We start from the raw sequence: 24,596 nt of genomic DNA, 5'->3' as shown, positions 1-24,596 counted from the left end.
TTCTGCTGCCTGTCAGTCCCGGTAGAGCAGCAGGGCTTCGCCCTGACCGCCGCCACCGCAGAGGGAGACGGCAGCTTTGCCCTGACCGCGCCGGGCGAGTTCCAGGGCTGCGTGCAGTGCAAGCCGCGCACCAGAGGCGCCGATGGGGTGGCCCATAGCGATCGCCCCGCCATGGATATTGGTCTTCTCCAAGGGATACCCGAGGTCCTTGAGGGATTGCACGGCAACAGAACCGAAAGCTTCATTGATCTCCACGAAATCGAGTTCGTCCGTTTTCCAGTCAGCCCGGCTCAGAGCCTGCTTGATCGCATTCGAAGGCTGGGAATGCAGGGAGGTATCCGGCCCGGCGACTTGCCCCGGTTTGCCGACAACGGCCAGCCACGGCAGGCCGAGCTCTTCGGCTTTCGCTCGGGTGGTCAGGACCACTGCGGCTGCGCCGTCAGATAGCGGTGAGGAATTCCCCGCGGTGATCGTGCCGTCTTCGATGAATGCCGCGCGCAGGCCGGCCAGTGTCTCTACGGTGATGTTAGCCCGTACGCCTTCATCGGCAGAGACCAGAAGGGGGTCTCCCTTCCGCTGCGGTACTTCCACCGTGACGATTTCATCGTCGAATACGCCGTCCTGCTGGGCTTGAGCCGCGCGTTGATGCGAAGCAGCGGAGACTTCGTCCTGCTCCGCACGGCTGATGCCGAGTTCTGTGTTCCGGTGATCCGTGGAGAAGCCCATGGACTGGCCATCGAAGGCATCGGTCAGCCCGTCGTGGGCCACCGAGTCGATGGCGCTGAAGCTGCCGTAGGTCCAGCCCTGGCGGGAACCGGGGAGGATATGTGGGACGTTGGTCATGGACTCCTGACCGCCGGCGACCACAACGGCCGCTTCGCCGCTGCGCAGCAGACGCGCCGCATCGGTGATCGCGGCGAGCCCGGAGAGGCACACTTTATTGATGGTCACGGTAGGGGTGTTCCAGCCGATACCGGCTTTGATCGCGGCTTGCCGCGCCGGATTCTGGCCGGCTCCAGCCTGGACCACCTGGCCCATGATCACCGCGTCGACATCTCCCGGGGAGACCCCGGCTCTCTCCAGCGCCCCGGCGATGGCCAGGCCGCCGAGCTCAGCGGCCTGGAAGCTCGCCAGGGATCCTTTCAGCTTGCCTAAGGGGGTGCGTGCTCCAGCCAGGATCACCACGTCATCGGGGTTGTTCATTACGGGCCTGCCTTAGGTTGGTGGGCGATGGGTAGTTCAGACCACTCTAACTCCGTTGCCGAGGCGATGTAACGGCAGCCTCAGGTGTTGCAGAGGCCAGAAGAATTAGGTGTTGGTCGGCACAGAACATTCTGTGCCGACCAACACCTATCAATTTCTTCTCTAGATCCGCTCTCAGCTCACCTCGAGCAGAGAATCAGTGGTTTTCCGGTTTCTGCCCCTGATGCTTGCCTTCCGCTACCTCTTCGACCAGCTTCGCGTTGAAGGCCTCGAGGTCATCAGGGGTGCGGCTCGTTACCAGGCCGTGATCCACCACGACTTCCCGATCCTCCCAGAGAGCACCGGCATTGCGCAGATCGGTTTCCAGGGACGGGTACGAGGTGAGCTTGCGGTCCTTGACCACATCGGCCTCGATCAGGATCCACGGCGCATGGCAGATTGCCGCCACCGGCTTGCCGGCGTCGAAAAATGCTTTCACGAAAGCGACGGTGGGCTGATCAAGCCGGATCTGGTCCGAATTGAGCAGGCCTCCTGGCAGCACGAGGGCATCGTAGTCGGCGGGGTCAGCGGCGCTCACCGCGAGATCGACCGGGTACTGGCCCCCTTCATTGACATCGCCGTTATAGGCCTGGATCGAATCGCCTTCAGCCGGCGAGATAAGCACCGGAGACGCCCCTGCTTCCTGGACAGCCTTCCAGGGACTTGTCAGTTCTGGCTCTTCAACTCCGTCAGTTAGTACGAACGCGATCTTCTTTCCGGAAAGGTTGTGATCAGTCACGTCGCTCCTTAGATTGAAATACTCGTTCTTGTGGTTCGGGCTTCCGGGAGCCAGGGGCTCCTTCAAGGCTGCTTGTTTCCGACCTCACCCTCTACTCAGCCTGCACCTCCTAGGAGGGGAAAGCAATATTCCTGCGATTCCTACGGCGCCGTCTTGCCCCGAGATCTGTGGCAGACGTCAGGGCATTCGCAGGCACCCCAAGACATTCACAGGGTGAGGCCGTCCTACGGAAACCCCTGAAATGAAAGCTCCGTCTAGGCTAGTAAGGAGCTGGTCAGGAATGAGCAGCTTGGGAGCCATCTAGAACTACTGGAGTATCGATGACGCAGAAAGAGCGGGCCACGGGTCCTCTATCTGGTGCTCTCACGCCGAAGGCTTCTGCAGCGGACCCGGTAGCGCAGCTCTTGAATCGTGCCTATATCGCCTCCGGTCTCTGGCATGACCCCGGGGCGGCGGTCAGCGCTGCCCAACAGGCCATCAATGCGGCCGGCCGGGCCCGTGACTACCGTAGCCAGGCCATCGCCACGGCCCTACTGAGCAGCTCACTGGTGGATCTGGATCGTCACGAAGAAGCGCTGCGCGCCCTGAAGCAGCGCCATAGTGCCTTGCTCAGCGCAGGTAGCAAAGGCTTGGCAGACGTGGAGCGCAAGCTGGGCCTGCTGCTCTACGGAAAAGCGAATAACGCGCAGCACGGCACCCTGCTGCGGGCTGAGTTGGAAGCAGCCGCGCGGCGTGACGACGCAGAATCCGTGACTGTTATCGCCAGTGCGCTCGCTGTCGCACTCTGGGAGGCCGGGGAGGTCCAGGAAGCAGCCGATTTAGCTCGCTTCACCGCGGAAGCCGCGCAGCGCCTCGAAGACCAGGCGCAGCGAGCCTCGATGATCGCGCTCAGTGGCGTCTTCCTCACAGCGCTTAGGAACGACGATTCACTGACGGAAGCAGGGCAGCTACTCGATCACGTTCTTGACGGCTACCCGGGCAACGGCCTTCCGGTGTCCTATGCCGCTTCGGCCCTGCGGGCCCGTGCCCAGATCCACGGCCGTTTGGGCGCCCCGGATCAAGGCCTGCCTTATGCTCGAGCGCGCGCTGATCTGTGTCTGCAGGCGAAGGCCTACCGGGAGGCCTTCGACGCGCTCCTCTTAGCTGCGGCTCTCAGTAGCGAGGCAGGTGACGATGCCGCAGCCGCGCAATCAGCCCGGGCCGCCCTCGATCTGGTGCAGAACTCTGACCTGTTGGAGCCGGCAGGGTCATCTGATCAATCGATTCCGCCGCTGCGCGAGGCGATGGCGATATTCAACCTGGGCCAGTACCAGCTCTGGTCCGGGGATCCGGAAACAGCCCTGACCACATTTCAGCAGGCCGGCGCGGCCGCGGAAAAACATGATGCGCCCACGGCCGCGCAGGCCGACATCCTGGTCTGGGCCGGGCGTGCCGCGCAGTCGCTGCAGGACCACGGCTTGGCGCGGCGGTACTGGGAAGCCGCGCTCGCGGTCATCGAAGCATCGGCGGTGCCGGTGCCGCCGGAAGCTAGGGCCGCTGCTGCCGTTGATCTCGCGCAGTCTTATCTGTTCACGCTCATGGCTTTGCCGCCGGAGTCCACGGAAAGGCCCCGGCAGCTCCGCGAGGCGCTCAGTAAGGCGGAGCAAGGAGTGGAGGCGGCCCGTGCTTCAGGTTCCTTGCGGCTGCTCATCCAAGCGCTTGATGTGAGCGCCCGGGCTCGCACGGAGGCCGGGGACGAACAAGGCCTGGACCAGGCGCAGGAGGCTTTCGCGCTGGCCGAACGATACGGTTCCGACTGGCTGGTCGCCGATGTCCGGGACTCCTGTGGGCGGGCGCTGATGGCTCTCGGCCGAGTGGCGGAGGCCGCACCGATTCTGCTCACGGCCGCCGCCGAATACGCTGCCGCGGGAGATCCCATGTCCGCAGCCATGGCCGAACTCGTTGCGGGTCGCGGTTTTGCCGCTGAAGAACGGCCGGAAGAAGCCTTCGGAGCCTATGGCTCATGCCTGAGCCGCCTGCCGCAGGACAGCGAGCAGTATCGCGGTGTCGCTTTGGAGTACGCCCACGTCCTGGAGACCTACGAGCATCGTGAGGCTGGGGCAGCACTGCGGGCAGCGTTAGCTTGATCTCCCATATTCGTGATTCCCAGTCTCTGAGCCCGGATCTGACTCCGATTACTTAGGTGCGCAGAAAAGATGCCAGTTAAAATGACCGGCGTCTCGTAATTAGAAAAATTTCCGTGACTTCCGGGACGATAGGAGAGCCGGTGCAAGACGCTACCGGCTCGTGAACGTGGGGGAGGGGAACAGGAGTGCCGTTCACTGTCTCCCACGTAGTTGCGGTCTGGCCGCTGCATAAACTCCAGGTTCTGCAGGTAATCCCCTGGTCGGCTTTTGCCATCGGAGCGATGGCCCCGGATGTTTTTCACTTCATCGGTTTGGCGCATCTGAGATGGCTGACTCACAGCGTGACCGGATTGTGGTTAGTTAATCTGCCGCTCGTAGTGCTGCTGACCTTGCTCTGGTTGATCGTTATACGCCCCGCGGTAGTCGATTTATCGCCCTGGTGGCTCAGGCAGCGCTGGCAGGCCAGCATCGAAGCGCGTCAAGCAGAACTCGGTGGGCCGCGTGATCCCTTGAGTCGGCGCGGCCTCGCGGCTATCAGTGTGGGTGGGTTGCTGGGTGCATTCAGTCATCTGTTAATAGATGCTTTTACCCATGGCAGGAGTTGGGGAGCGTGGCTATTTCCTGCCCTGGAAGACGCTCTGGGGCCACTGCACTGGTACGGCTGGCTGCAGTACGGCGCGAGTGTGCTCGGCTTGCTGATTTTGGCAGTCCTTTTTGGCCGGTGATGCCGCAGAACTCGACCCCAGCAGGGCTTTCCGCGACTAGAAGGGTATCGGCGCAGAATATTGCAGCTCGCCCCTTTCGTTCTCGCCCCCTGGACACCTCTCGTGGTTTTCCTGTTGCTTGATAGTGACGGCGGGTTCTACAGTCCGGATGGCTGGGATGGCTTCGCTCCGATAGTGCTGATGATGAGCGGATTCGGCTGCTTCATGCTGTTTTCCTCGGTGATATGGCATCGTTTGGTGCGAGTGCGTGGGACAGAAGCCATGACAGAAAGCGTTTCAGAACACGCGGGCTGAGGTCTTGCGCTGGATGCCGGGAGAGTTTACTCTGGCAGGCTGGACATGTTTGGAATGATCAGCTATGCTGCTTGTTCGCGTCTTCCTATCCACCCCCAGCCTTCATATAGCGGTGGGCTTGCCGCGCTTCAACGCGCACTGGGTGTATTGAGTCTTCCGACTCAGCTACAGGTAGACGCAGTAAAGCTGAAGGTCTGTGGAAGGATCCCTCTTGGTCGCCTCAAGCGCCTCTGATAAGAAAACCGCTAGTCTCGATAAGAACGCTGCTGATAGCACCGACGGTGCAACTCGCCGCATATCGTTCGCCAAGATTCACGAACCCCTAGATGTTCCGAATCTGCTCGCCCTCCAGACCGAGAGCTTTGACTGGCTCGTCGGCAATGAGCGCTGGCAGGAGCGGATGCGCAATGCCATTGATTCCGGTGATGAGTCAGTCGCCACGACATCCGGCTTGGCCGATATCTTCGAAGAGATCTCCCCGATCGAGGACTTCCAGGGCACGATGTCCCTGAGTTTCTCGGAGCCGGAGTTCGCCGACCCGAAGTACACCGTTGCCGAGTGCAAAGACCGCGATGCCACCTATGCCGCACCGCTATACGTCAAAGCCGAATTCATGAACAACAACACCGGCGAAATCAAGCAGCAGACGGTGTTTATGGGCGACTTCCCGCTGATGACGGACAAGGGCACGTTTGTGATCAACGGCACCGAGCGTGTCGTGGTCTCCCAGCTGGTCCGCTCCCCGGGCGCGTACTTCGAACGCACCGCGGACAAGACCAGCGATAAAGACATCTTCACCGCGAAGATCATCCCCTCCCGCGGCGCCTGGTTTGAGCTCGAGATCGATAAGCGCGATCAGGTCGGCGTCCGGCTGGACCGCAAGCGTAAGCAGTCGGTCACCGTGCTGCTCAAGGCCCTCGGCTGGACCGAGGCGCAGATCCTCGAGGATTTCGGCGAGTTCGACTCGATGCGCGCCACCCTGGAGAAGGACGGCACCGCGACTCGCGAAGACGCGCTACTGGATATCTACCGCAGGCTCCGGCCGGGCGAGCCGCCGACGGTCGAGGCCGCGCAGACTCTGTTGGAGAACCTCTACTTCAACCCGAAGCGCTATGACCTGGCGAAGGTCGGCCGTTATAAGCTGAACCGCAAACTGGGCCTGGATAAGCCGCTTTCGGCCGCTGGGTCCTCGGTTCTGGACAACGACGACATCGTCGCGATGATCAAGTTCCTGGTCACCCTGCACGCTGGCGGGAAGTCCATTCCCGGCCAGCGCGATGGCGAGGAGATCGAGGTCCGCGTCGAAGCAGACGATATCGACCGCTTCGGCAACCGCCGGATCCGCGCCGTCGGCGAGCTCATCGAGAACCAGGTCCGCACGGGCCTGTCCCGGATGGAGCGCGTGGTCCGGGAGCGGATGACCACTCAGGACGTCGAGGCGATCACGCCGCAGACCCTGATCAACATCCGGCCCGTCGTCGCCGCGATCAAGGAGTTCTTCGGAACCTCCCAGCTCTCCCAGTTCATGGATCAGAACAACCCGCTCGCCGGGCTGACCCATAAGCGCCGCCTCAACGCCCTTGGCCCCGGCGGCCTTTCCCGTGACCGCGCGGGCATGGAAGTCCGTGACGTGCACCCGTCCCACTACGGCCGGATGTGCCCCATCGAGACCCCGGAAGGCCCAAACATCGGCCTGATCGGCTCGTTGGCCTCCTACGGTCGGATTAACCCGCTCGGCTTCATCGAGACCCCTTACCGCAAGGTCGTCAAGGGCAAGGTTACCGATGAGGTGGATTACCTCACCGCTGATGACGAGATGGAAGTAGCCATCGCCCAGGCGAACGCGCCACTCAACGTGAAGAGCGAGTTCGTCGAGGAGAAAGTGCTCGTTCGCCAGCGTGGCGGCGGCGGTGAACCGGTGCTGGTGGACCGCGATGACGTCGAGTACATGGACGTCTCCCCGCGGCAGATGGTCTCCGTGGCCACCGCGCTCATCCCGTTCCTCGAACACGATGACGCCAACCGCGCGCTCATGGGCGCGAATATGCAGCGTCAAGCAGTGCCGCTGCTGCGCTCCGAAGCGCCGCTCGTCGGCACCGGTATGGAGCGCGCCGCTGCGGTGGACGCCGGGGATGTCGTCGTCGCCAAGAAGCCGGGTGTCGTCCAGGAGGTCTCCGCCGACCTGGTGACTTCGCTCAATGACGACGGCACTGAGACGAACTACCGGATCGCCAAGTACGACCGCTCCAACCAGGGCACCGCATACAACCAGCGGGTTCTGGTCTCCGAAGGCCAGCGTCTGGAACTCGGCAGCATCATCGCCGACGGCCCCGCGACGGATCAGGGCGAACTGGCGCTCGGCAAGAACCTGCTCGTGGCCTTCATGTCCTGGGAAGGGCATAACTTCGAGGACGCGATCATCCTCTCGCAGCGCCTGATCTCAGAAGACGTGCTCTCCTCGATTCACATCGAAGAGCACGAGATCGACGCCCGCGACACCAAGCTCGGTGCCGAGGAGATCACCCGGGACATCCCGAACGTCTCCGAGGAGATCCTCTCCGGGCTGGATGAGCGCGGTATCGTGCACATCGGTGCCGAGGTCGACGCCGGGGACATCCTGGTCGGCAAGGTGACCCCCAAGGGCGAGACCGAGCTGACCCCCGAGGAGCGCCTGCTCCGGGCGATCTTCGGCGAGAAGTCCCGGGAAGTCCGGGATACCTCGCTCAAGGTCCCGCACGGCGAGTCCGGTACGGTCATCGGCGTCCGCGTCTTCGATCGTGAAAACGATGACGAGCTGCCTCCCGGTGTGAACCAGCTGGTCCGCGTCTATGTCGCGCAGAAGCGCAAGATCACCGACGGTGACAAGCTCGCTGGCCGGCACGGCAACAAGGGCGTGATCTCCAAGATCCTGCCCGTCGAGGATATGCCGTTCCTGGCGGACGGCACTCCCGTCGACGTCGTGCTGAACCCGCTCGGCGTGCCCGGCCGTATGAACGTCGGCCAGGTCCTGGAAACCCACCTGGGCTGGATCGCCAAGACCGGCTGGAACATCGAAGGCAATCCGGAGTGGGCCAAGGCGTTGCCTAGCCTGCCCCGCGAGACCGGCCCGCACCAGACCGTGGCCACCCCGGTGTTCGACGGCGCGCGCGAAGCCGAGATCTCCGGCCTGCTGGATTCGACCAACGTCACCCGGGACGGTGACCGGCTGATCGATTCCTCCGGCAAGACGCTGCTGTTCGACGGCCGCTCCGGGGAACCCTTCCCCGATCCGGTGTCCGTCGGCTACATGTACATCCTGAAGCTGCACCACCTGGTGGATGACAAGATCCATGCTCGTTCCACCGGCCCGTACTCGATGATCACCCAGCAGCCGCTGGGCGGTAAGGCGCAGTTCGGCGGGCAGCGTTTCGGCGAGATGGAGGTCTGGGCGCTCGAAGCCTATGGCGCCGCCTATACCTTGCAGGAACTGCTCACGATCAAGTCGGATGACATCCACGGCCGCGTCAAGGTCTACGAGGCCATCGTCAAGGGCGAGAACATTCCGGAGCCTGGTATTCCGGAATCGTTCAAAGTGTTGATCAAGGAAATGCAGTCGCTGTGCCTGAACGTGGAGGTCCTCTCCACCGACGGCAACGCGATCGAGATGCGTGACTCGGATGAAGAAGTCTTCCGGGCCGCGGAGGAACTCGGCATCGACCTTTCCCGGGCCGAGCCGAACTCCGTCGAAGAGGTGTAGCCCCTTCGTTTCCGATCCGGCATTTTGCCGGCCACTGCTTCGCTTGATGTGGCCTCGCAAAACACCGGATATGAAACTCCCGGTTCGAACCGGTCTGCTGGACCGGTGAGTCCGGAAGCGGCATCAAGCGAAGCAGCCGCGGAGGACTTATCCGGTCCAGCAGACCGGGACAGACTTGAGAAGACTTCAGATTTTTGTGAAAGAGAGATAGGACCCTATGTCCAGCGAATCTTCCTTCGGCAATATGCAGATCGGCCTGGCCACCGCGGATGAGATCCGTCAGTGGTCGTACGGCGAGGTCAAAAAGCCGGAAACCATCAACTACCGAACCCTCAAGCCAGAGAAGGATGGCCTTTTCTGCGAGAAGATCTTCGGCCCCTCCCGGGACTGGGAGTGCTACTGCGGTAAGTACAAGCGCGTGCGCTTCAAGGGCATCATCTGTGAGCGCTGCGGCGTCGAGGTGACCCGTGCCAAGGTGCGTCGTGAGCGGATGGGCCATATCGAGCTGGCCGCCCCGGTCACGCACATCTGGTACTTCAAGGGCGTGCCCTCGCGTCTGGGCTACCTCCTGGATCTGGCCCCGAAGGACCTGGAGAAGGTCATCTACTTCGCGGCTTATATGATCACCAGCGTCGACGAAGAAGGCCGTCACGCTGATCTGCCGAACCTGCAGAACGAGCACGATCTGGAGAAGAAGCAGCTCGAGGACACCCGCGATTCCGATATCGCCGCGGTGGCCAAGGATCTCGAGGATGAGCTCGCGAAACTCGAATCGGAGGGCGCTAAGGCCGCCGATAAGAAGAAGGCCCGGGACTCCGCGGACCGTCAGATGGCTTCCATCCGGAAGCGGGCTGACGCCGATGTCGAGCGCCTGGAACAGGTCTGGGACCGCTTCAAGAACCTCATGGTCGCGGACCTCGAGGGCGATGAGGGGCTGTACCGGGAGCTGCGCGACCGTTACGGAATGTACTTCGAAGGCTCCATGGGTGCCGAGGCGATCAAGAAGCGCCTGGAGAACTTCGATCTCCAGGCCGAGGCCGAGGCGCTCCGCGACATCATCCAGAACGGCAAGGGCCAGCGCAAGACCCGTGCGCTCAAGCGGCTCAAGGTCGTCAACGCGTTCCTGACCACCGAGAACAGCCCGCTGGGTATGGTGCTGGATGCGGTTCCGGTGATCCCGCCGGAGCTGCGTCCGATGGTTCAGCTCGACGGTGGCCGCTTCGCGACCTCCGATCTGAATGATCTGTACCGCCGTGTGATCAACCGGAACAACCGGCTCAAGCGCCTGCTCGATCTGGGTGCTCCGGAGATCATTGTCAATAACGAGAAGCGGATGCTTCAGGAAGCTGTCGACTCGCTGTTCGACAACGGCCGTCGTGGCCGTCCGGTCACCGGCCCGGGCAACCGCCCGCTGAAGTCCCTTTCGGATATGTTGAAGGGCAAGCAGGGCCGGTTCCGGCAGAACCTGCTCGGTAAGCGTGTCGACTACTCCGGCCGTTCCGTGATCGTTGTCGGCCCGCAGCTCAAACTGCACCAGTGCGGTCTGCCCAAGCAGATGGCTCTGGAGCTGTTCAAGCCCTTCGTGATGAAGCGGCTGGTCGATCTCAACCACGCGCAGAACATCAAGAGCGCCAAGCGGATGGTCGAGCGTTACCGCCCGCAGGTCTGGGATGTTCTCGAAGAGATCATCACCGAGCACCCGGTACTGCTGAACCGTGCACCAACCCTGCACCGTCTGGGTATCCAGGCCTTCGAACCGCAGCTGGTTGAAGGCAAGGCCATCCAGCTGCACCCCTTGGTCTGCGCCGCGTTCAACGCCGACTTCGACGGTGACCAGATGGCAGTGCACTTGCCGCTGTCGCCGGAGGCCCAGGCCGAGGCCCGCGTGCTGATGCTGTCCTCGAACAACATCCTGAAGCCCTCGGACGGCCGCCCGGTCACCCTGCCTTCGCAGGATATGATCATCGGCCTGTACCACCTCACCACCAAGCGTGAGGGCGCCACCGGCGAAGGCCGGGTCTTCACCTCGCCCGCCGAGGCGATCATGGCCCACGACGCCGGGGAACTGCACCTGAACGCCAAGGTGAAGATCCGCCTGGAGGACTTCGTGCCCGCTGAGGGTGCGGAGGCTCCTGAGGGCTGGGAAGCCGGGCAGCCGGTGCTGGTCGAGACCTCACTCGGTCAGGTGCTGTTCAACGACACCCTGCCCGAGGATTACCCCTGGGTCGAAGCTGTTGCGGATAAGGGCCAGCTCTCGGCGATCGTCAACGACCTCGCCGAGCGTTACCCGAAGGGCGTCGTCGCGGCGACCCTGGATAACCTCAAGGACGCCGGCTTCTACTGGGCCACGCGTTCCGGTGTGACCGTTGCGGTTTCGGATATCGAGGTTCCTGCGGCGAAGCCCGGCATCCTCGAAGGCTACGAGGCCAAAGCGGCCAAGGTTCAGGCGCAGTTCGAAAAGGGTCTGATCGCCGATGATGAGCGCCGTCAGGAACTCATCGACATCTGGAACCAGGCGACCAACGAGGTCGCTGATGCGATGCGCGAGGGGCTGGATCCCTCCAACACTATCAACCGCATGGTCTCCTCCGGAGCCCGTGGTAACTGGATGCAGGTGCGTCAGATCGCCGGTATCCGTGGCCTGGTGGCCAACCCGAAGGGTGAGATCATCCCGCGGCCGATCAAGTCTTCCTACCGGGAGGGCCTGTCGGTTCTGGAGTACTTCATCGCGACCCACGGTGCCCGTAAGGGCCTGGCCGATACCGCGCTGCGTACCGCCAACTCGGGTTACCTGACCCGTCGTCTGGTGGACGTCTCGCAGGACGTCATCGTGCGCGAAGCCGACTGCGGCACTGAGCGCGGATTGACGCTGCCGATCGCTGTGCCCGATGCCAACGGCAAAATCGCGTTGCACGAGGACGTCGAGAACTCGGTCTACGCTCGGACGCTGGCAGCTGATGTTCTCGACAGCAAGGGCAACGTGCTTGCCGCCGCTGGTGAGGACGTCGGCGATGTGCTGATCGCCAAGCTCTTCGCCGCGGGCGTCACCGAGGTCAAGGTCCGCTCCGTGCTGACCTGCGAATCCGCGGTGGGCACCTGCGCACTGTGCTACGGCCGCTCCCTGGCGACCGGCAAGCTGGTGGATATCGGCGAGGCCGTGGGCATCATCGCGGCGCAGTCGATCGGTGAGCCGGGTACTCAGCTGACCATGCGTACCTTCCACACCGGTGGTGCGGTGTCCTCCGGCGGACGCGGTGAGGACATCACCCAGGGTCTGCCCCGTATCCAGGAGCTCTTCGAGGCTCGTACGCCCAAGGGCGTCGCGCCGATCGCCGAGGCCGCGGGCCGGATCTCGGTCGAGGAGAACGATCGCCAGATGCGTCTGGTGCTCACCCCGGACGACGGCAGCGAAGAACTCGCCTACCCGGTGCTGCGCCGGGCCCGGCTGCTGATCGAAGACGGTCAGCACGTCGAGGTCGGCCAGCAGCTGGTCCAGGGCTCGGTAGACCCCAAGCAGGTGCTCCGTGTGCTCGGCCCGCGTGCCGCGCAGAAGCACCTGGTGGAAGAAGTCCAGGGCGTTTACCGCAGCCAGGGCGTGGGTATTCACGATAAGCACGTGGAGGTCATCGTCCGGCAGATGCTGCGCCGGGTCACGGTGATCGAGTCCGGCGATTCGAATCTGCTGCCCGGCGAGCTCGCCGAGCGGGGGCGCTTCGAGTCGGAGAACCGGCGCGTGGTCTCCGAGGGTCAGAAGCCGGCTTCGGGCCGTAACGAGCTCATGGGTATCACCAAGGCCTCGCTGGCCACGGAATCCTGGCTCTCGGCGGCGTCCTTCCAGGAGACCACCCGGGTGCTCACCCAGGCGGCGATGGAAGGCAAGTCAGATCCGCTGCTGGGCCTGAAGGAGAACGTGATCATCGGTAAGCTCATCCCGGCGGGCACTGGCTTGCCGCGGTACACCGATATCTCGGTCGAGCCGACGGAAGAGGCCAAGGCGAACCTGTTTACCGCACCCAGCGGGTTCAGCGATTTCGATTACGCCGGAATCGGCGGGGATCTCACGCCAGAGTTCCACGCCATCCCGCTGGATGACTACGATCTCGGCGGGTACCGCTAAAAACTGAACACTGTGAGTCGCTAAGAACTGAGACTCACTAGAGCTGAGGGGCGAGGCATCGATCGGTGCCTCGCCCCTCAGCTCTTAAGCCGACGCTCATAACTGACATTGATGTCTGTATAGGTATTAAAGAACAGTACTAGTACCGATGGAGCCAACGTCATAGGTTTGAAGCATGGCAGCTAGCAAACCGAATGCGCTCTGGGTCTTCGCCAACCCGTCGAATCCGAAGCGGAACTCCTTCAACCATCAGCTTCTCGCCGCCGGGCGCGATGTCTTGGGCGAGCAGTATGAGGTTGAGATCTCTGACCTCAACGCCGATGGTTTTGATGCCCGGCTCACCACGGGTGACCTCGGGGACTTCGCGAAGGCGGACCGGCTCTTCGTCGATCTCATGGCGGATGCGTACGCCGCGAATCAGCTCCCTGCTGAGGTTGTCCGTGAACAGGAGAAGCTCAGTAAAGCGGACCTGCTGATACTCTAGTTCCCGCTGTGGTGGTACGGGCCTCCGGCGATCCTCAAGGGCTGGATCGACCGGGTGCTGACCAAAGGATTCGCTTTCGGCGGTGCGCCGGATCCGCAGAGCGGCCTGCCGCGAAGATACGGTGATGGCCAGTTCGCCGGGCGCAAAGCGCTGCTCGTCGTTACCGCCGGTGAAGATTCCGTTTCTATCGGGCCTCGGGGCGTCTCCGGGGATATCGAGTCCCTGCTCTTCCCCATCACGCACGGGGTGCTCTGGTACATCGGAATGTCTTCCTATCATTCCCAGATCTTCTATGACGTCAATGATTACGGTCAGGAGCACGCGGAGGCCGAAATTCAGAACTTCGAACGCCGGCTCAGGGGGCTGGGTCAGGAGCGCCCGATTCCCTACCGGACCCTGAAGAGCGGGGATTACTCCTCCGGAAGGGCGCTGAATCCGAGCATATTCCCGGGGCGCACTGATCTGGGCATTCATCAGGAGGGCGAATAGTTTTTGTTGTCAGGCTTCGTCGCCGGAGTGGCCCCGGGCCCAGCGCTGCCCCCAGTCGTTCAAGGCTGCAATCGTGGGGGCGAGTTGTTCGGTCCATGGCGTCAGGCGGTATTCGACTCGGGGCGGTACCTGCGCGTACACCTTGCGATGAACGAGGTCGTCGGTCTCCAGCTCCCTGAGCTGGCGGGCAAGGGTCCGTTCATTGATGCCACCCCCGATGGCCCGTCTCAGTTCACTGAACCGGAGGGTCCCGTGCTCATGCAAGTTGTTCAGGATCGTGAGTTTCCAGCTGCCGCCGACTAAGCAGATGGCTGCTTCGAGGGGGCAGACCTCGAGAGCTCTGGTGACAGGAAGCCTCATGAATCAATGGTGACATATCTGACTGTACGCACCAATGGGATATGCGCGTGGTATCAGTCGTGCCCGATATGCCCTACGGCCTGCTCCAGGAACTCGCGGACATGCTCGTCGTGCAGCGAATAGATCACCTGCCGCCCTTCCCTGGTGCCGAAGACCAGGTTGAGATGTCGCAGTATGCGCAGATGATTGGATACGGTGGCCTGCGCCATGCCGCTCTCCTCCACCAGGGTGCTGACGGAGCAGGGGCCTTCGTCCAGCCGGGCGAGGATGATCAGCCGCCCGGGGGAGGAGAGGGCCTGCATCACCTGGGCCAAGCGCTCGGCGCTGTCGTAGCTCATCTTCACGAATCTCATTCTTCCTTGCCGTGACGGCCTGGTGCGTATGCCATCAGCACTTCTAAGGACATTTACATATTTAGATATTTATATGTATCATAGCTGCTATGAGCGCACATCACGATCACAAAGACAATGCACGGTGGGAGATGGGCTTCGCCATAGCTTCTGGCGTCACCTACCTCATCGGTGTGGTCTTCGAATACTTTGTTTCCTCGCCACCGGCGCTGCCGTTGGCGTTCTTCCTCGCCACGTACTTCTTCGGCGGCTTCTTCACCTTCAGCTCAGCCTGGCGCTCCGTGCGCAATGGTCGCTTCGAAGTGGACTTCCTGATGCTGGTGGCCGCTATCGGTGCAGCCGCCGTCGGCAAGTTCGCCGAAGGCGCTGTACTGCTCTTCCTGTTCAGCCTCGGCCACGCACTCGAAGAGTATGCGATGGGCCGGGCCAAGCGGTCCATCGAGGCTCTTGCCGAGCTCGCCCCGCCGGTCGCCCTGGTGCTGACTGACAACGGTGTTGTAGAGCGGCCCACCGAAGAGCTCGAGCCGGGAGAGGTCATCCTGGTCAAGCCGAACTCCCGGATTCCCGCTGATGGCGTGGTGGTCCGCGGAAGCTCGGCTGTGGATCAGTCGGCGATCACCGGTGAATCCATTCCCGTCGACAAGGTCCCAGCGGACTCCGCTTCCGCGGCGGTCGATGACTCCAGCAAGGTCTTCGCCGGTACCGTGAACGGTGCCGGGTCGCTTGAAGTGCGCGTGACCAACGCGGCCAAGGACAGTACGCTGTCTCGCGTAGTCGCGATGGTGCGCGATGCGGATTCCACGAAGTCCACGACTCAGCGCTTCATCGATCGATTCCAGAAGTTCTACGTTCCCGCGGTCCTGGCCTTCGTCGCCGCGGTCTCCCTCTTCGGCTGGCTCGTCCTGAACGAGCCGTTAGCGGATAGCTTCTACCGTTCCATGCTGGTTCTCGTGGCGGCCAGCCCGTGCGCCCTCGCGATCGCGACCCCGGCGGCAGTCCTGGCCGGTGTTGCTCGTGCGGCTAAGGCCGGGTTGCTGGTCAAGGGCGGTGCTGCTCTGGAGAATCTGGGTCGGGTCAAGGCGATTGCCTTCGATAAGACCGGGACGCTGACCTGGGGCCAGCCGCAGCTCACCGATGTGGTGCCTGCCGAGGGCGTTTCCCGGGAGGAGCTCGCGGCTGTTGCGCTCGCGGTCGAGTCCGAGAGCGATCACCCGCTGGCCGGGGCTATCGCCCGAGGCCTGGATGCGGAAGTGCCGCAGGAGGGTCGGGGTAAGGTCGAGGATCTGCAGGCGGTGACCGGTCGCGGCGTGCAGGGCAAGGTGGCCGGCGAGCTTGTGCGCATCGGCAGCTTGCGGATGTTCGAGGAGGACGGCGGGGAAGTCGACGCCGGTGTGCTCGAGATCGTGCAGCGCCTTCAGGGCGAGGGGCGGACCACGATGGTGGTGGAATCCGCCGGCCGCCAGCTGGGTGTGCTTGGCGTGATGGACTCGCCGCGTGACGAGGCCCGCGAAGTGCTCGGCGTCTTGCGGGACAACGGGATCTCACAGCTCGTGATGATCTCCGGTGATAACCAGCGGGTTGCTGAAGCGGTCGGCGCTCAGGTCGGCGTCGATACGGCGCACGGCGAGCTGATGCCGGAGGACAAGGTGGCCGCGATCGGCCGTCTCACGGCGCAGCAGCAGGACGGCAAACCGGTGCTGACCGCCATGGTCGGCGATGGTGTGAACGACGCTCCGGCGATGGCCAATGCCACCGTGGGCATCGCGATGGGCGCGGCCGGCTCGGCGGTTGCTCTGGAGACCGCCGATGTGGCTCTGATGAGCGACGATCTGGGTCGAGTGCCCTACCTGATCCGGCTGAGCCGGGCGAGCAGCAAGATCATCCGGCAGAACCTCATCGCCTCCCTGGTGATCGTGGCCTTCCTGATTCCGGCGAGCCTGATGGGCGTGGCCATGGGGCCGGTGGTCTTCATCCACGAGGGTTCGACGCTCATTGTCGTCGCCAATGCGCTGCGTCTGCTGCGCTTCGGGATCGGCAAGGAGCACGAGGGCATCGAGCACGAGAATCGGCCCGCGCTCACCGCCGCCAAATAGGGCAGAGATATAACAAGAGAAATAACCACTGAATGATAGGTGGCCCCGGGATCCTCTGGTCCCGGGGCCACCTATTTTGTTACCCCGGCGAACTAATGAATAATGACTTAGATCACAGAGTGGGTGCTTCGCTGAGGGCCGGCTCGGGCAACTGCAGGGGGATCGAAGCACAAAATGGCAGGTCAGGATGTTCAGCTTTTAATCACCGCGTTGGCAGGGGTCGTCCTGCTCGTTCTACTGATCATCAGTAAACCCCGAGTGCATCCTTTTCTGGCTCTTCTGGTGGTATCCATCCTGGTCGGCATCGCTTCCGGAATGAATCTCGACGGCATAGCGGGCGCTGTGACAAAAGGGGCTGGGGATACTCTCGGCGATGTCGGCATCGTCCTGGCTCTCGGCGCGATGCTCGGCAAGATCCTCGCCGACTCAGGGGCCACGGAGCGGATCGCCACGGCCATCGTCGAGCGGGCTTCGCTGCAGATGCTGCCCTGGGCGATGGCAGGGGCGGCGTTCCTGATCGGCATCCCGATGTTCTTCGAGGTGGGTCTGGTCATGCTCCTGCCGTTGATCTTCTCGGTGGCGCGGAAGGTGGAGCAGAGAGGCGAGACGAAGCACGGTTCCCCTTATCTGCTGGTCGGCGTCCCCGCGATCGCGGCTCTGGCGACCCTGCACGGCATGGTCCCTCCGCACCCGGGGCCACTCACCGCCATCGCGGCGCTCAAGGCGGAGGTCGGGCCCACGATGCTCTACGGGCTGGTGGCCGCCGTCCCCGCGGTCATCATCGGCGGCCCGCTCTACGCGCGCTTCCTCGCACCGAGACTGTCCGGGGTCCGGCCGGATGATGCTTTGCTGGCGCAGTACACCACGGCCCCGCTCGATGCTGGTCGGGAGCGGGTGGCAGTGGTGCATGGATCCGGCTCCACAGGAGTGTCCGGAGCTGCTGCGCCTCCTGCTTCTGCGCGAGTCGCTTCTACTTCTATACGAACCGTCCCGGCGCCTCCGGTGGGCCTGGGGGTGCTGGTGGTGCTCTTCCCGGCTCTGCTGATGTTGCTGCGCACCGTCGTGGAGCTTCTGCTGCCCGAGGCCGGTTGGCTGCTCCAGTTCACGACATTCCTCGGCGAGCCCACTATCGCGATGCTCATCGGGGTTCTGGTGGCCCTGATTGTGCTGGGTTACACCCGGGGCGCGAATGCGGAGAAACTCCGCAAGTCTCTGGGCGCGAGCCTGGCGCCCATCTCCGGGGTGATGCTGATCATCGCCGGCGGCGGGGCTTTCAAACAGGTGCTGATTGATGCGGGAGTGGGGGAGGCGATCACTCAGTTCAGCCAACAGCTGGCCTTGCCCGCGCTCGTGCTCGGCTGGCTGATCTCGATGTTGCTCTCCGTCTCCACCGGCTCCGCCACAGTGGGCATCGTCGGTGCTGCGGGGCTGCTGGCTCCACTGGCCGCTGCTGACCCGGGCCTGAACCTGCCGTTGCTGGCTATCGCGATCGGTGCCGGTTCGCTTTTCTTCAATTACGCCAATCACGCCGGGTTCTGGTTGGTGAAGGAGTCCTTCGGGATGTCCATGGGGGAAGCCACCGCGGTGAATTCGGTGGTTCAGTCCATTGTTTCCCTGGTGGGTCTGATGATGGCCCTGCTGCTCAACTTGCTGCCGCCAATGAGCTGAGGGGCTCTTGTGCCACTAGGCGGCTGCTTCAGTGCGTGCTATCCTGGCTAGGACTGTTAGTGATGGCAAAGGATTCCGTTCCGCGTTGCACGCACCTTGTGCAACAAATGCCATCTTTTCGTGTGCCTGAAGCTGACTTTACGCGGGAATTTCCCCGTGGTGCCGGACGTTGAGCGTAATAGACAACCGGAGTTGGCCGAAGGCTGACTCAGCGCCGGAATGATGAATGAGGCGCTGGAAGCTATGCGATAGCTGAAATGCTTCTGCCTCACCGCGGCACAACGCGTCCGGGGCCTGGGGCGGAGATGACGGGACCGCGGGGACGCGGCCTGAGAATGACGATGGAGAAGAATGCCTACGATCAACCAGCTGGTCCGCAAGGGCCGCTCACCGAAGGTCGCTAAGACCAAGGCGCCGGCACTGAAGAACAATCCGATGCGCCGCGGTGTGTGCACCCGTGTGTACACCACCACCCCGAAGAAGCCGAACTCAGCGCTGCGGAAAGTCGCGCGTGTCCGTCTCGCCGGCGGGGTCGAAGTCACCGCTTACATCCCGGGTGTGGGGCACAACCTGCAGGAGCACTCGATCGTGCTCGTCCGCGGCGGCCGTGTCAAGGATCTGCCGGGTGTGCGTTACAAGATTGTCCGGGGCGCTCTGGATACCCAGGGTGTCAAGAACCGCAAGCAGGCTCGTAGCAAGTACGGCGCGAAGATGGAGAAGAAGTAATATGCCTCGCAAGGGTCCGGCCCCCAAGCGGCCGCTGGTTCAGGATCCGGTGTACGGTTCCCCTCTGGTTACCCAGCTGATCAACAAGATCCTGGTTGACGGCAAGAAGTCCACTGCCGAGCGTATCGTCTACGGAGCCCTCGAAGGAGCCCGTGAGAAGAGCGGCGGCGATCCGGTGGCAGCGCTGAAGAAAGCCATGGATAACATCAAGCCGAGCCTTGAGGTCAAGTCCCGCCGGGTCGGCGGCGCTACCTACCAGGTGCCCATCGAGGTCAAGCCCGGCCGTGCTACCGCACTGGCCCTGCGCTGGCTCGTCGGTTACTCCAAGGTTCGCCGGGAGAAGACCATGACCGAGCGTCTGCGCAACGAGATCCTGGATGCTTCCAACGGTCTCGGTGCAGCGGTCAAGCGCCGTGAGGACACACACAAGATGGCCGAGGCGAACCGGGCCTTCGCGCACTACCGCTGGTAACGAGCAGGGGCCCAGGCTAACGGCATCCCCTTCCATTGAGGAAGGGCGCCGTTATCTTCGGGAAACAGCAACAGCAACACAGACTTTTCACCTTGAACTAGGGAGACACCGTGGCACAGGACGTGCTTACCGACCTCACCAAGGTCCGCAACATCGGCATCATGGCGCACATCGATGCCGGTAAGACCACTACTACCGAGCGCATCCTGTTCTACACGGGTGTGAACCACAAGATCGGCGAAACGCACGACGGCGCTTCGACGACTGACTGGATGGAACAGGAAAAAGAGCGCGGCATCACCATCACCTCTGCCGCGGTGACCTGTTTCTGGGACAACAACCAGATCAACATCATCGACACCCCGGGCCACGTCGACTTCACGGTCGAAGTAGAGCGCTCCCTGCGCGTGCTCGACGGCGCCGTCGCGGTTTTCGATGGAAAAGAAGGCGTGGAGCCGCAGTCCGAGACTGTCTGGCGCCAGGCGGATAAGTACAACGTGCCGCGCATCTGCTTCGTGAACAAGATGGACAAGCTCGGTGCTGACTTCTACTTCACCGTAGACACCATCATCAGCCGCCTCGGCGCCAAGCCGCTGGTGCTTCAGCTGCCCATCGGTGCCGAGAATGACTTCGTTGGCGTGGTTGATCTGCTCGAGATGCGCGCTCTGGTGTGGCCGGGCGACGCCAAGGGTGATGTCACCATGGGTGCCAAGTACGAAGTCCGGGAGATCCCCGAGGATCTCAAGGAGCGGGCCGAGGAATACCGTGCTCAGCTCGTGGAGACGGTCGCCGAGGCTTCTGAGGAACTCATGGAGAAGTTCCTCGAGGGCGAAGAGCTGACGATCGATGAGCTCAAGGCCGGCATCCGTCAGATGACCATCAATTCCGAGGTCTACCCGGTCCTCTGTGGCTCGGCGTTCAAGAACCGCGGTGTGCAGCCGATGCTGGATGCTGTCGTCGACTACCTTCCGTCCCCGCTGGACGTGCCCGCCATGGTCGGTCACGATCCCAAGGACGAAGAGCAGGAGATGACCCGCAAGCCCAGCAAGGACGAGCCGTTCTCTGCGCTCGCCTTCAAGGTCGCCACGCACCCCTTCTTCGGCACGCTGACCTTCATCCGGGTGTACTCCGGTCAGATCAGCTCTGGTAGCCAGGTCATCAACTCCACCAAGGGTAAGAAAGAGCGCATCGGCAAGCTCTTCCAGATGCACGCCAATAAGGAGAACCCGGTGGAGGAGGCCCAGGCTGGGCACATCTACGCGGCGATCGGTCTGAAAGACACCACCACGGGCGACACCTTGGCGGACACTGGCTCCCCGATCGTTCTGGAGTCGATGAGCTTCCCCGAGCCCGTCATCTCGGTGGCTATCGAACCGAAGACCAAGGGTGACCAGGAGAAGCTCTCCACTGCTATCCAGAAGCTCTCTGCCGAGGATCCGACCTTCCAGGTCAACCTTGACGAGGAGACCGGCCAGACCATCATCGCCGGCATGGGCGAGCTCCACCTGGACATCCTGGGGGATCGCATGCGCCGCGAGTTCCGGGTCGAGGCGAATGTCGGCAAGCCGCAGGTCGCTTACCGCGAGACTATCCGCCGTCCGGTGGAGAAGCACGACTACACGCACAAGAAGCAGACGGGTGGCTCCGGCCAGTTCGCCAAGGTCCAGATCGCGATCGAGCCTCTGGATACCACGGAAGGTGCGTTGTATGAGTTCGAGAACAAGGTCACTGGTGGACGCGTTCCGCGCGAATACATCCCCAGTGTCGATGCCGGCATCCAGGATGCGCTCACCGATGGTGTGCTCGCCGGGTATCCGGTGGTCGGGATCAAGGCGACGCTGCTCGACGGCGCGTACCACGATGTCGACTCTTCCGAGATGGCCTTCAAGATCGCCGGACGCATGGCGTTCAAGGAGGCCGCTCGTAAGGCGCAGCCGGTTCTGCTCGAACCGTTGATGGAAGTTGAGGTGCGCACACCCGAGGAGTACATGGGTGATGTCATCGGTGACCTCAACTCCCGCCGCGGCCAGATGCAGTCCATGGAAGACGCCAGTGGCGTCAAGGTCGTCCGGGCCTTGGTTCCGCTGTCCGGAATGTTCGGTTATATCGGCGATCTGCGGTCCAAGACCCAGGGCCGCGCGGTGTACTCGATGCAGTTCGACAGTTATTCGGAGGTCCCGAAGGCTGTAGCCGAGGAGATCATCCAGAAGGCTCGCGGCGAGTAAACGTTCTTTTGCAGAACGCTATCTGCCAGCGATTTCAACAAATTCAATATCGACGGTATACTTGCGAGAGTTTCACAAGCCCGGGTTTCCCGGTGCCTTGCTGGCAAGTCTGACAAAATGTTCTAGGAGGAACTAGTGGCTAAGGCCAAGTTCGAGCGGACCAAGCCGCACGTCAACATCGGGACCATCGGTCACGTCGACCACGGTAAGACCACGTTGACGGCCGCGATTTCCAAGGTTCTTGCTGATAAGTACCCGGATCTCAACGAGCAGCGTGACTTCGGTTCCATCGACGCTGCGCCCGAAGAGCGCCAGCGCGGCATCACCATTAACATCGCCCATATTGAGTACCAGACGGATAAGCGTCACTACGCTCACGTCGACGCTCCGGGCCACGCCGATTACATCAAGAATATGATCACCGGTGCGGCTCAGATGGACGGCGCGATCCTCGTGGTTGCTGCTACCGATGGCCCGATGGCACAGACCCGTGAGCACGTTCTGCTCGCCCGCCAGGTGGGCGTTCCCTACCTGCTGGTGGCGTTGAACAAGTCCGATATGGTCGAGGACGAAGAGCTCCTGGATCTGGTCGAAATGGAAGTCCGCGAGCTGCTCAGCTCGCAGGAATTCGACGGCGACAACGCCCCCGTGGTTCGCGTTTCCGGCCTCAAGGCCCTGGAAGGCGATGCGCAGTGGGTGAAGTCCGTTGAGGACCTCATGGAGGCCGTGGACGAGAACGTTCCGGACCCCGTGCGGGATAAGGACAAGCCGTTCCTGATGCCGATCGAGGATGTGTTCACCATCACCGGTCGTGGCACCGTGGTGACCGGTCGCGCCGAACGTGGCACCCTCGCTATTAACTCCGAGGTCGAGATCGTCGGCATCCGTCCGGTCCAGAAGACCACGGTGACCGGTATCGAGATGTTCCACAAGCAGCTCGATGAGGCATGGGCGGGCGAGAACTGCGGTCTGCTGCTTCGCGGTATCAAGCGCGAAGACGTTGAGCGCGGCCAGGTTGTCGTGAAGCCGGGTTCGATCACCCCGCACACCGACTTCGAGGCGAACGTCTACATCCTCTCCAAGGATGAAGGCGGCCGTCACAACCCGTTCTACTCGAACTACCGTCCGCAGTTCTACTTCCGTACCACTGACGTGACCGGTGTGATCACCCTTCCTGAGGGCACCGAAATGGTCATGCCCGGCGATAACACTGAGATGACCGTTGAGCTCATCCAGCCGATCGCTATGGAAGATGGTCTGGGCTTCGCTATCCGTGAAGGCGGCCGCACCGTTGGTTCGGGCCGCGTGACCAAAATTCTGAAATGAAATAAGGTATAGCAGCTCTTAGGAGCAGGCAGGGCGAGGAGATTCCGACCGGAATCTCCTCGCCCTTCTTTATTGGGGATGTGGTATTTGCTGTAGACAAGCGATAATCTGCGATCTGCATCACTGTCGGTGATGAATCGCATCATAGATTGATAGTTGCGCGTACTACTCCATGAAACCGCATGCAAGACATCAGAAGAGTTCTGATGGAGGATTTTCTGGACATAAGCCCCTGAGGGGCTTAGCCTAAGTAGCTGTAACGATTTAAAAAATGGGGGGAGTTATTCTTGGGTAACAAGACTGCAAAATTTCCAGGTGATCTCAAGTCCCTGGTTGAGAAAGAGGAATTCGGCCGTCGCTCGGTAGTTAAGACTGCTGGCTGGTCAGTTCCCGTGCTCGCTGCATCAGTAGCGGCACCGAGTGCTTCGGCGTCTCCGCAGCCGTCCAGTATCAAAACAACTCTTACGGCGGATGCCTTTGAAGCACGTATCAATGTCATCGGTGAGCCCACTGGCAACAATGTGACGATCACTAACACCACCAGCACGTCTCAGATCTCCAATGTCGAGGTCGAGATCCTGGTGAGCATTGAAGGCCGCAATGATGGAGACCAGACGCCGCTTTTGATCTGGACCCAGCAGACACCATCCAACTGGTCTGCACCCCAGGATGCTGGGGTCGCCACCGTCAACGGTCGCAGGGTGCGCCGCTACGTGGTGCGCTACCAGGGTGCTGTGACTCCGGGCAACCCCAATACAGTGATCTCCACCAATGACCTGGCGATTAACTCCACCCCGCCGGGTGGCACCGATGTCTACGTCATGATTCAGAGCAGGGCCATTGTCGATGGCGAGCAGATCCTGGGGACTCCGGACGGCTTCCAGCACTTCGGTGGTATGGACCCGGATTGGGCAGCTTCTCCGGTAGGGGCATCGCGCTCAGCAGGGGCTCCAGCGCCTTTGACCGCTGCTGATATCCAGAGGACCCGCGCGAACGGTCGTCTTGTTCGCGGCTAAGCTTCACGCTCACCGCTTCTCATGCAGGTCCGGTACATCTACTGGCCTGAAATCTCACTAAACCTTCTCCGTGGCTGTGCCCTGAGTTCAGCAAGTCTTCCGGAGAGTGCCCGCTCAGGGGGCGTAACGATCCTCAGGGTCTGCCCCGGGTTTGGTTGACAGTTGGGGTTTGGGGTGATCAGGCCGCTTTCGCGTCCGTGTAGATCGTCTCAAACTCTACGGGAGTGAGTTTGCCGAGGCCGCGTTGCCGGCGTCTTCGGTTGTACTTCGTTTCGATCCAGGAAACGATCGCGAGGCGGAGGTCAGCGCGAGTGTTCCAGCATCTCGTGTTGAGCACGTTCTTCTGAAGCAGGCTGAAGAAACTCTCCATGCTCGCGTTATCGCCAGCTCCGTAGGACCGGCCCA

The 24,596-nt window shown here is 62.2% G+C and carries 16 protein-coding genes and 1 pseudogene; 12 read left to right on the top strand and 5 right to left on the bottom strand.

Translation table 11 applies throughout. From position 1 onward, the window contains the following. Positions 1-12: 12 nt before the first annotated feature. Both C501_RS0105170 and C501_RS0105165 read right to left on the bottom strand, forming a co-directional pair. Positions 13-1,203 (bottom strand): acetyl-CoA C-acetyltransferase, encoded by a 1,191-nt coding sequence (locus tag C501_RS0105170; protein ID WP_018134573.1) that lies wholly within the window; start codon positions 1,201-1,203, stop codon positions 13-15. A gap of 196 nt (positions 1,204-1,399) precedes the next feature. Then, positions 1,400-1,981 (bottom strand): type 1 glutamine amidotransferase domain-containing protein, encoded by a 582-nt coding sequence (locus tag C501_RS0105165; RefSeq protein WP_018134572.1) that lies wholly within the window; start codon positions 1,979-1,981, stop codon positions 1,400-1,402. A 320-nt stretch (positions 1,982-2,301) separates the two neighbouring features. Here C501_RS0105165 and C501_RS0105160 point away from each other — a divergent pair, with 320 nt between their 5' ends. The 5 genes and pseudogenes from C501_RS0105160 (at position 2,302) to C501_RS12580 (ending at position 13,952) form a co-directional block, all read left to right on the top strand. Next, positions 2,302-4,107 (top strand): hypothetical protein, encoded by a 1,806-nt coding sequence (locus C501_RS0105160; RefSeq protein WP_018134571.1) that lies wholly within the window; start codon positions 2,302-2,304, stop codon positions 4,105-4,107. 185 nt (positions 4,108-4,292) lie between these two features. Beyond that, positions 4,293-4,832, top strand: coding sequence for a DUF4184 family protein (locus C501_RS12585; protein ID WP_018134570.1), 540 nt, complete (start codon positions 4,293-4,295; stop codon positions 4,830-4,832). 505 nt (positions 4,833-5,337) lie between these two features. After that, entirely contained in the window at positions 5,338-8,862 is a 3,525-nt protein-coding gene (gene rpoB / locus C501_RS0105145; RefSeq protein WP_026174634.1) for a DNA-directed RNA polymerase subunit beta, read from the top strand. A gap of 217 nt (positions 8,863-9,079) precedes the next feature. Continuing rightward, a complete protein-coding gene (locus tag C501_RS0105140; RefSeq protein WP_018134567.1) occupies positions 9,080-12,979 on the top strand; it encodes a DNA-directed RNA polymerase subunit beta' in 3,900 nt (1,299 codons plus the stop codon). A 175-nt stretch (positions 12,980-13,154) separates the two neighbouring features. Continuing rightward, positions 13,155-13,952, top strand: a pseudogene (locus tag C501_RS12580) (NAD(P)H-dependent oxidoreductase). 9 nt (positions 13,953-13,961) lie between these two features. Here C501_RS12580 and C501_RS0105130 read toward each other — a convergent pair. Both C501_RS0105130 and C501_RS0105125 read right to left on the bottom strand, forming a co-directional pair. Further along, positions 13,962-14,312 (bottom strand): winged helix-turn-helix transcriptional regulator, encoded by a 351-nt coding sequence (locus C501_RS0105130; RefSeq protein WP_018134564.1) that lies wholly within the window; start codon positions 14,310-14,312, stop codon positions 13,962-13,964. Positions 14,313-14,365: 53 nt separating this feature from the next. Further along, positions 14,366-14,665 carry an ArsR/SmtB family transcription factor gene (locus C501_RS0105125; protein ID WP_018134563.1) on the bottom strand — a complete coding sequence of 100 codons (300 nt, stop codon included), beginning with the start codon at positions 14,663-14,665 and terminating at the stop codon, positions 14,366-14,368. A gap of 89 nt (positions 14,666-14,754) precedes the next feature. Between C501_RS0105125 and C501_RS0105120 the strand changes: the two genes are divergently transcribed. The 7 genes from C501_RS0105120 to C501_RS0105090 all read left to right on the top strand — a co-directional run bounded on the left by C501_RS0105120 (position 14,755) and on the right by C501_RS0105090 (position 24,191). Continuing rightward, the gene (locus tag C501_RS0105120; protein ID WP_018134562.1) at positions 14,755-16,758 is read left to right on the top strand and encodes a heavy metal translocating P-type ATPase; all 2,004 of its coding nucleotides are present in this window, start codon (positions 14,755-14,757) and stop codon (positions 16,756-16,758) included. A gap of 174 nt (positions 16,759-16,932) precedes the next feature. Then, positions 16,933-18,426 (top strand): GntP family permease, encoded by a 1,494-nt coding sequence (locus C501_RS0105115; RefSeq protein WP_018134561.1) that lies wholly within the window; start codon positions 16,933-16,935, stop codon positions 18,424-18,426. Positions 18,427-18,777: 351 nt separating this feature from the next. Continuing rightward, on the top strand, positions 18,778-19,152 hold the full coding sequence (gene rpsL, locus C501_RS0105110; RefSeq protein WP_018134560.1) for a 30S ribosomal protein S12: 375 nt from the start codon (positions 18,778-18,780) through the stop codon (positions 19,150-19,152). Position 19,153: 1 nt separating this feature from the next. After that, entirely contained in the window at positions 19,154-19,624 is a 471-nt protein-coding gene (gene rpsG, locus C501_RS0105105) for a 30S ribosomal protein S7 (protein ID WP_018134559.1), read from the top strand. Between the two features lie 110 nt (positions 19,625-19,734). After that, positions 19,735-21,849, top strand: a complete 2,115-nt coding sequence (fusA, locus tag C501_RS0105100; protein ID WP_018134558.1) for an elongation factor G — start codon at positions 19,735-19,737, stop codon at positions 21,847-21,849. Positions 21,850-21,984: 135 nt separating this feature from the next. Next, on the top strand, positions 21,985-23,175 hold the full coding sequence (gene tuf, locus C501_RS0105095) for an elongation factor Tu (RefSeq protein ID WP_018134557.1): 1,191 nt from the start codon (positions 21,985-21,987) through the stop codon (positions 23,173-23,175). 392 nt (positions 23,176-23,567) lie between these two features. After that, the gene (locus C501_RS0105090; protein ID WP_018134556.1) at positions 23,568-24,191 is read left to right on the top strand and encodes a hypothetical protein; all 624 of its coding nucleotides are present in this window, start codon (positions 23,568-23,570) and stop codon (positions 24,189-24,191) included. Positions 24,192-24,369: 178 nt separating this feature from the next. Here the strand turns inward: C501_RS0105090 and C501_RS0105085 are convergent. Next, positions 24,370-24,596 (bottom strand): integrase core domain-containing protein (locus C501_RS0105085; protein ID WP_018134555.1); only part of this gene is annotated, 227 nt, incomplete at its 5' end.

It is taken from the genome of Acaricomes phytoseiuli DSM 14247, assembly GCF_000376245.1.
GTDB classification, from domain to species: domain Bacteria; phylum Actinomycetota; class Actinomycetes; order Actinomycetales; family Micrococcaceae; genus Renibacterium; species Renibacterium phytoseiuli.
This window is presented reverse-complemented; position numbering and strand designations above follow the sequence as displayed.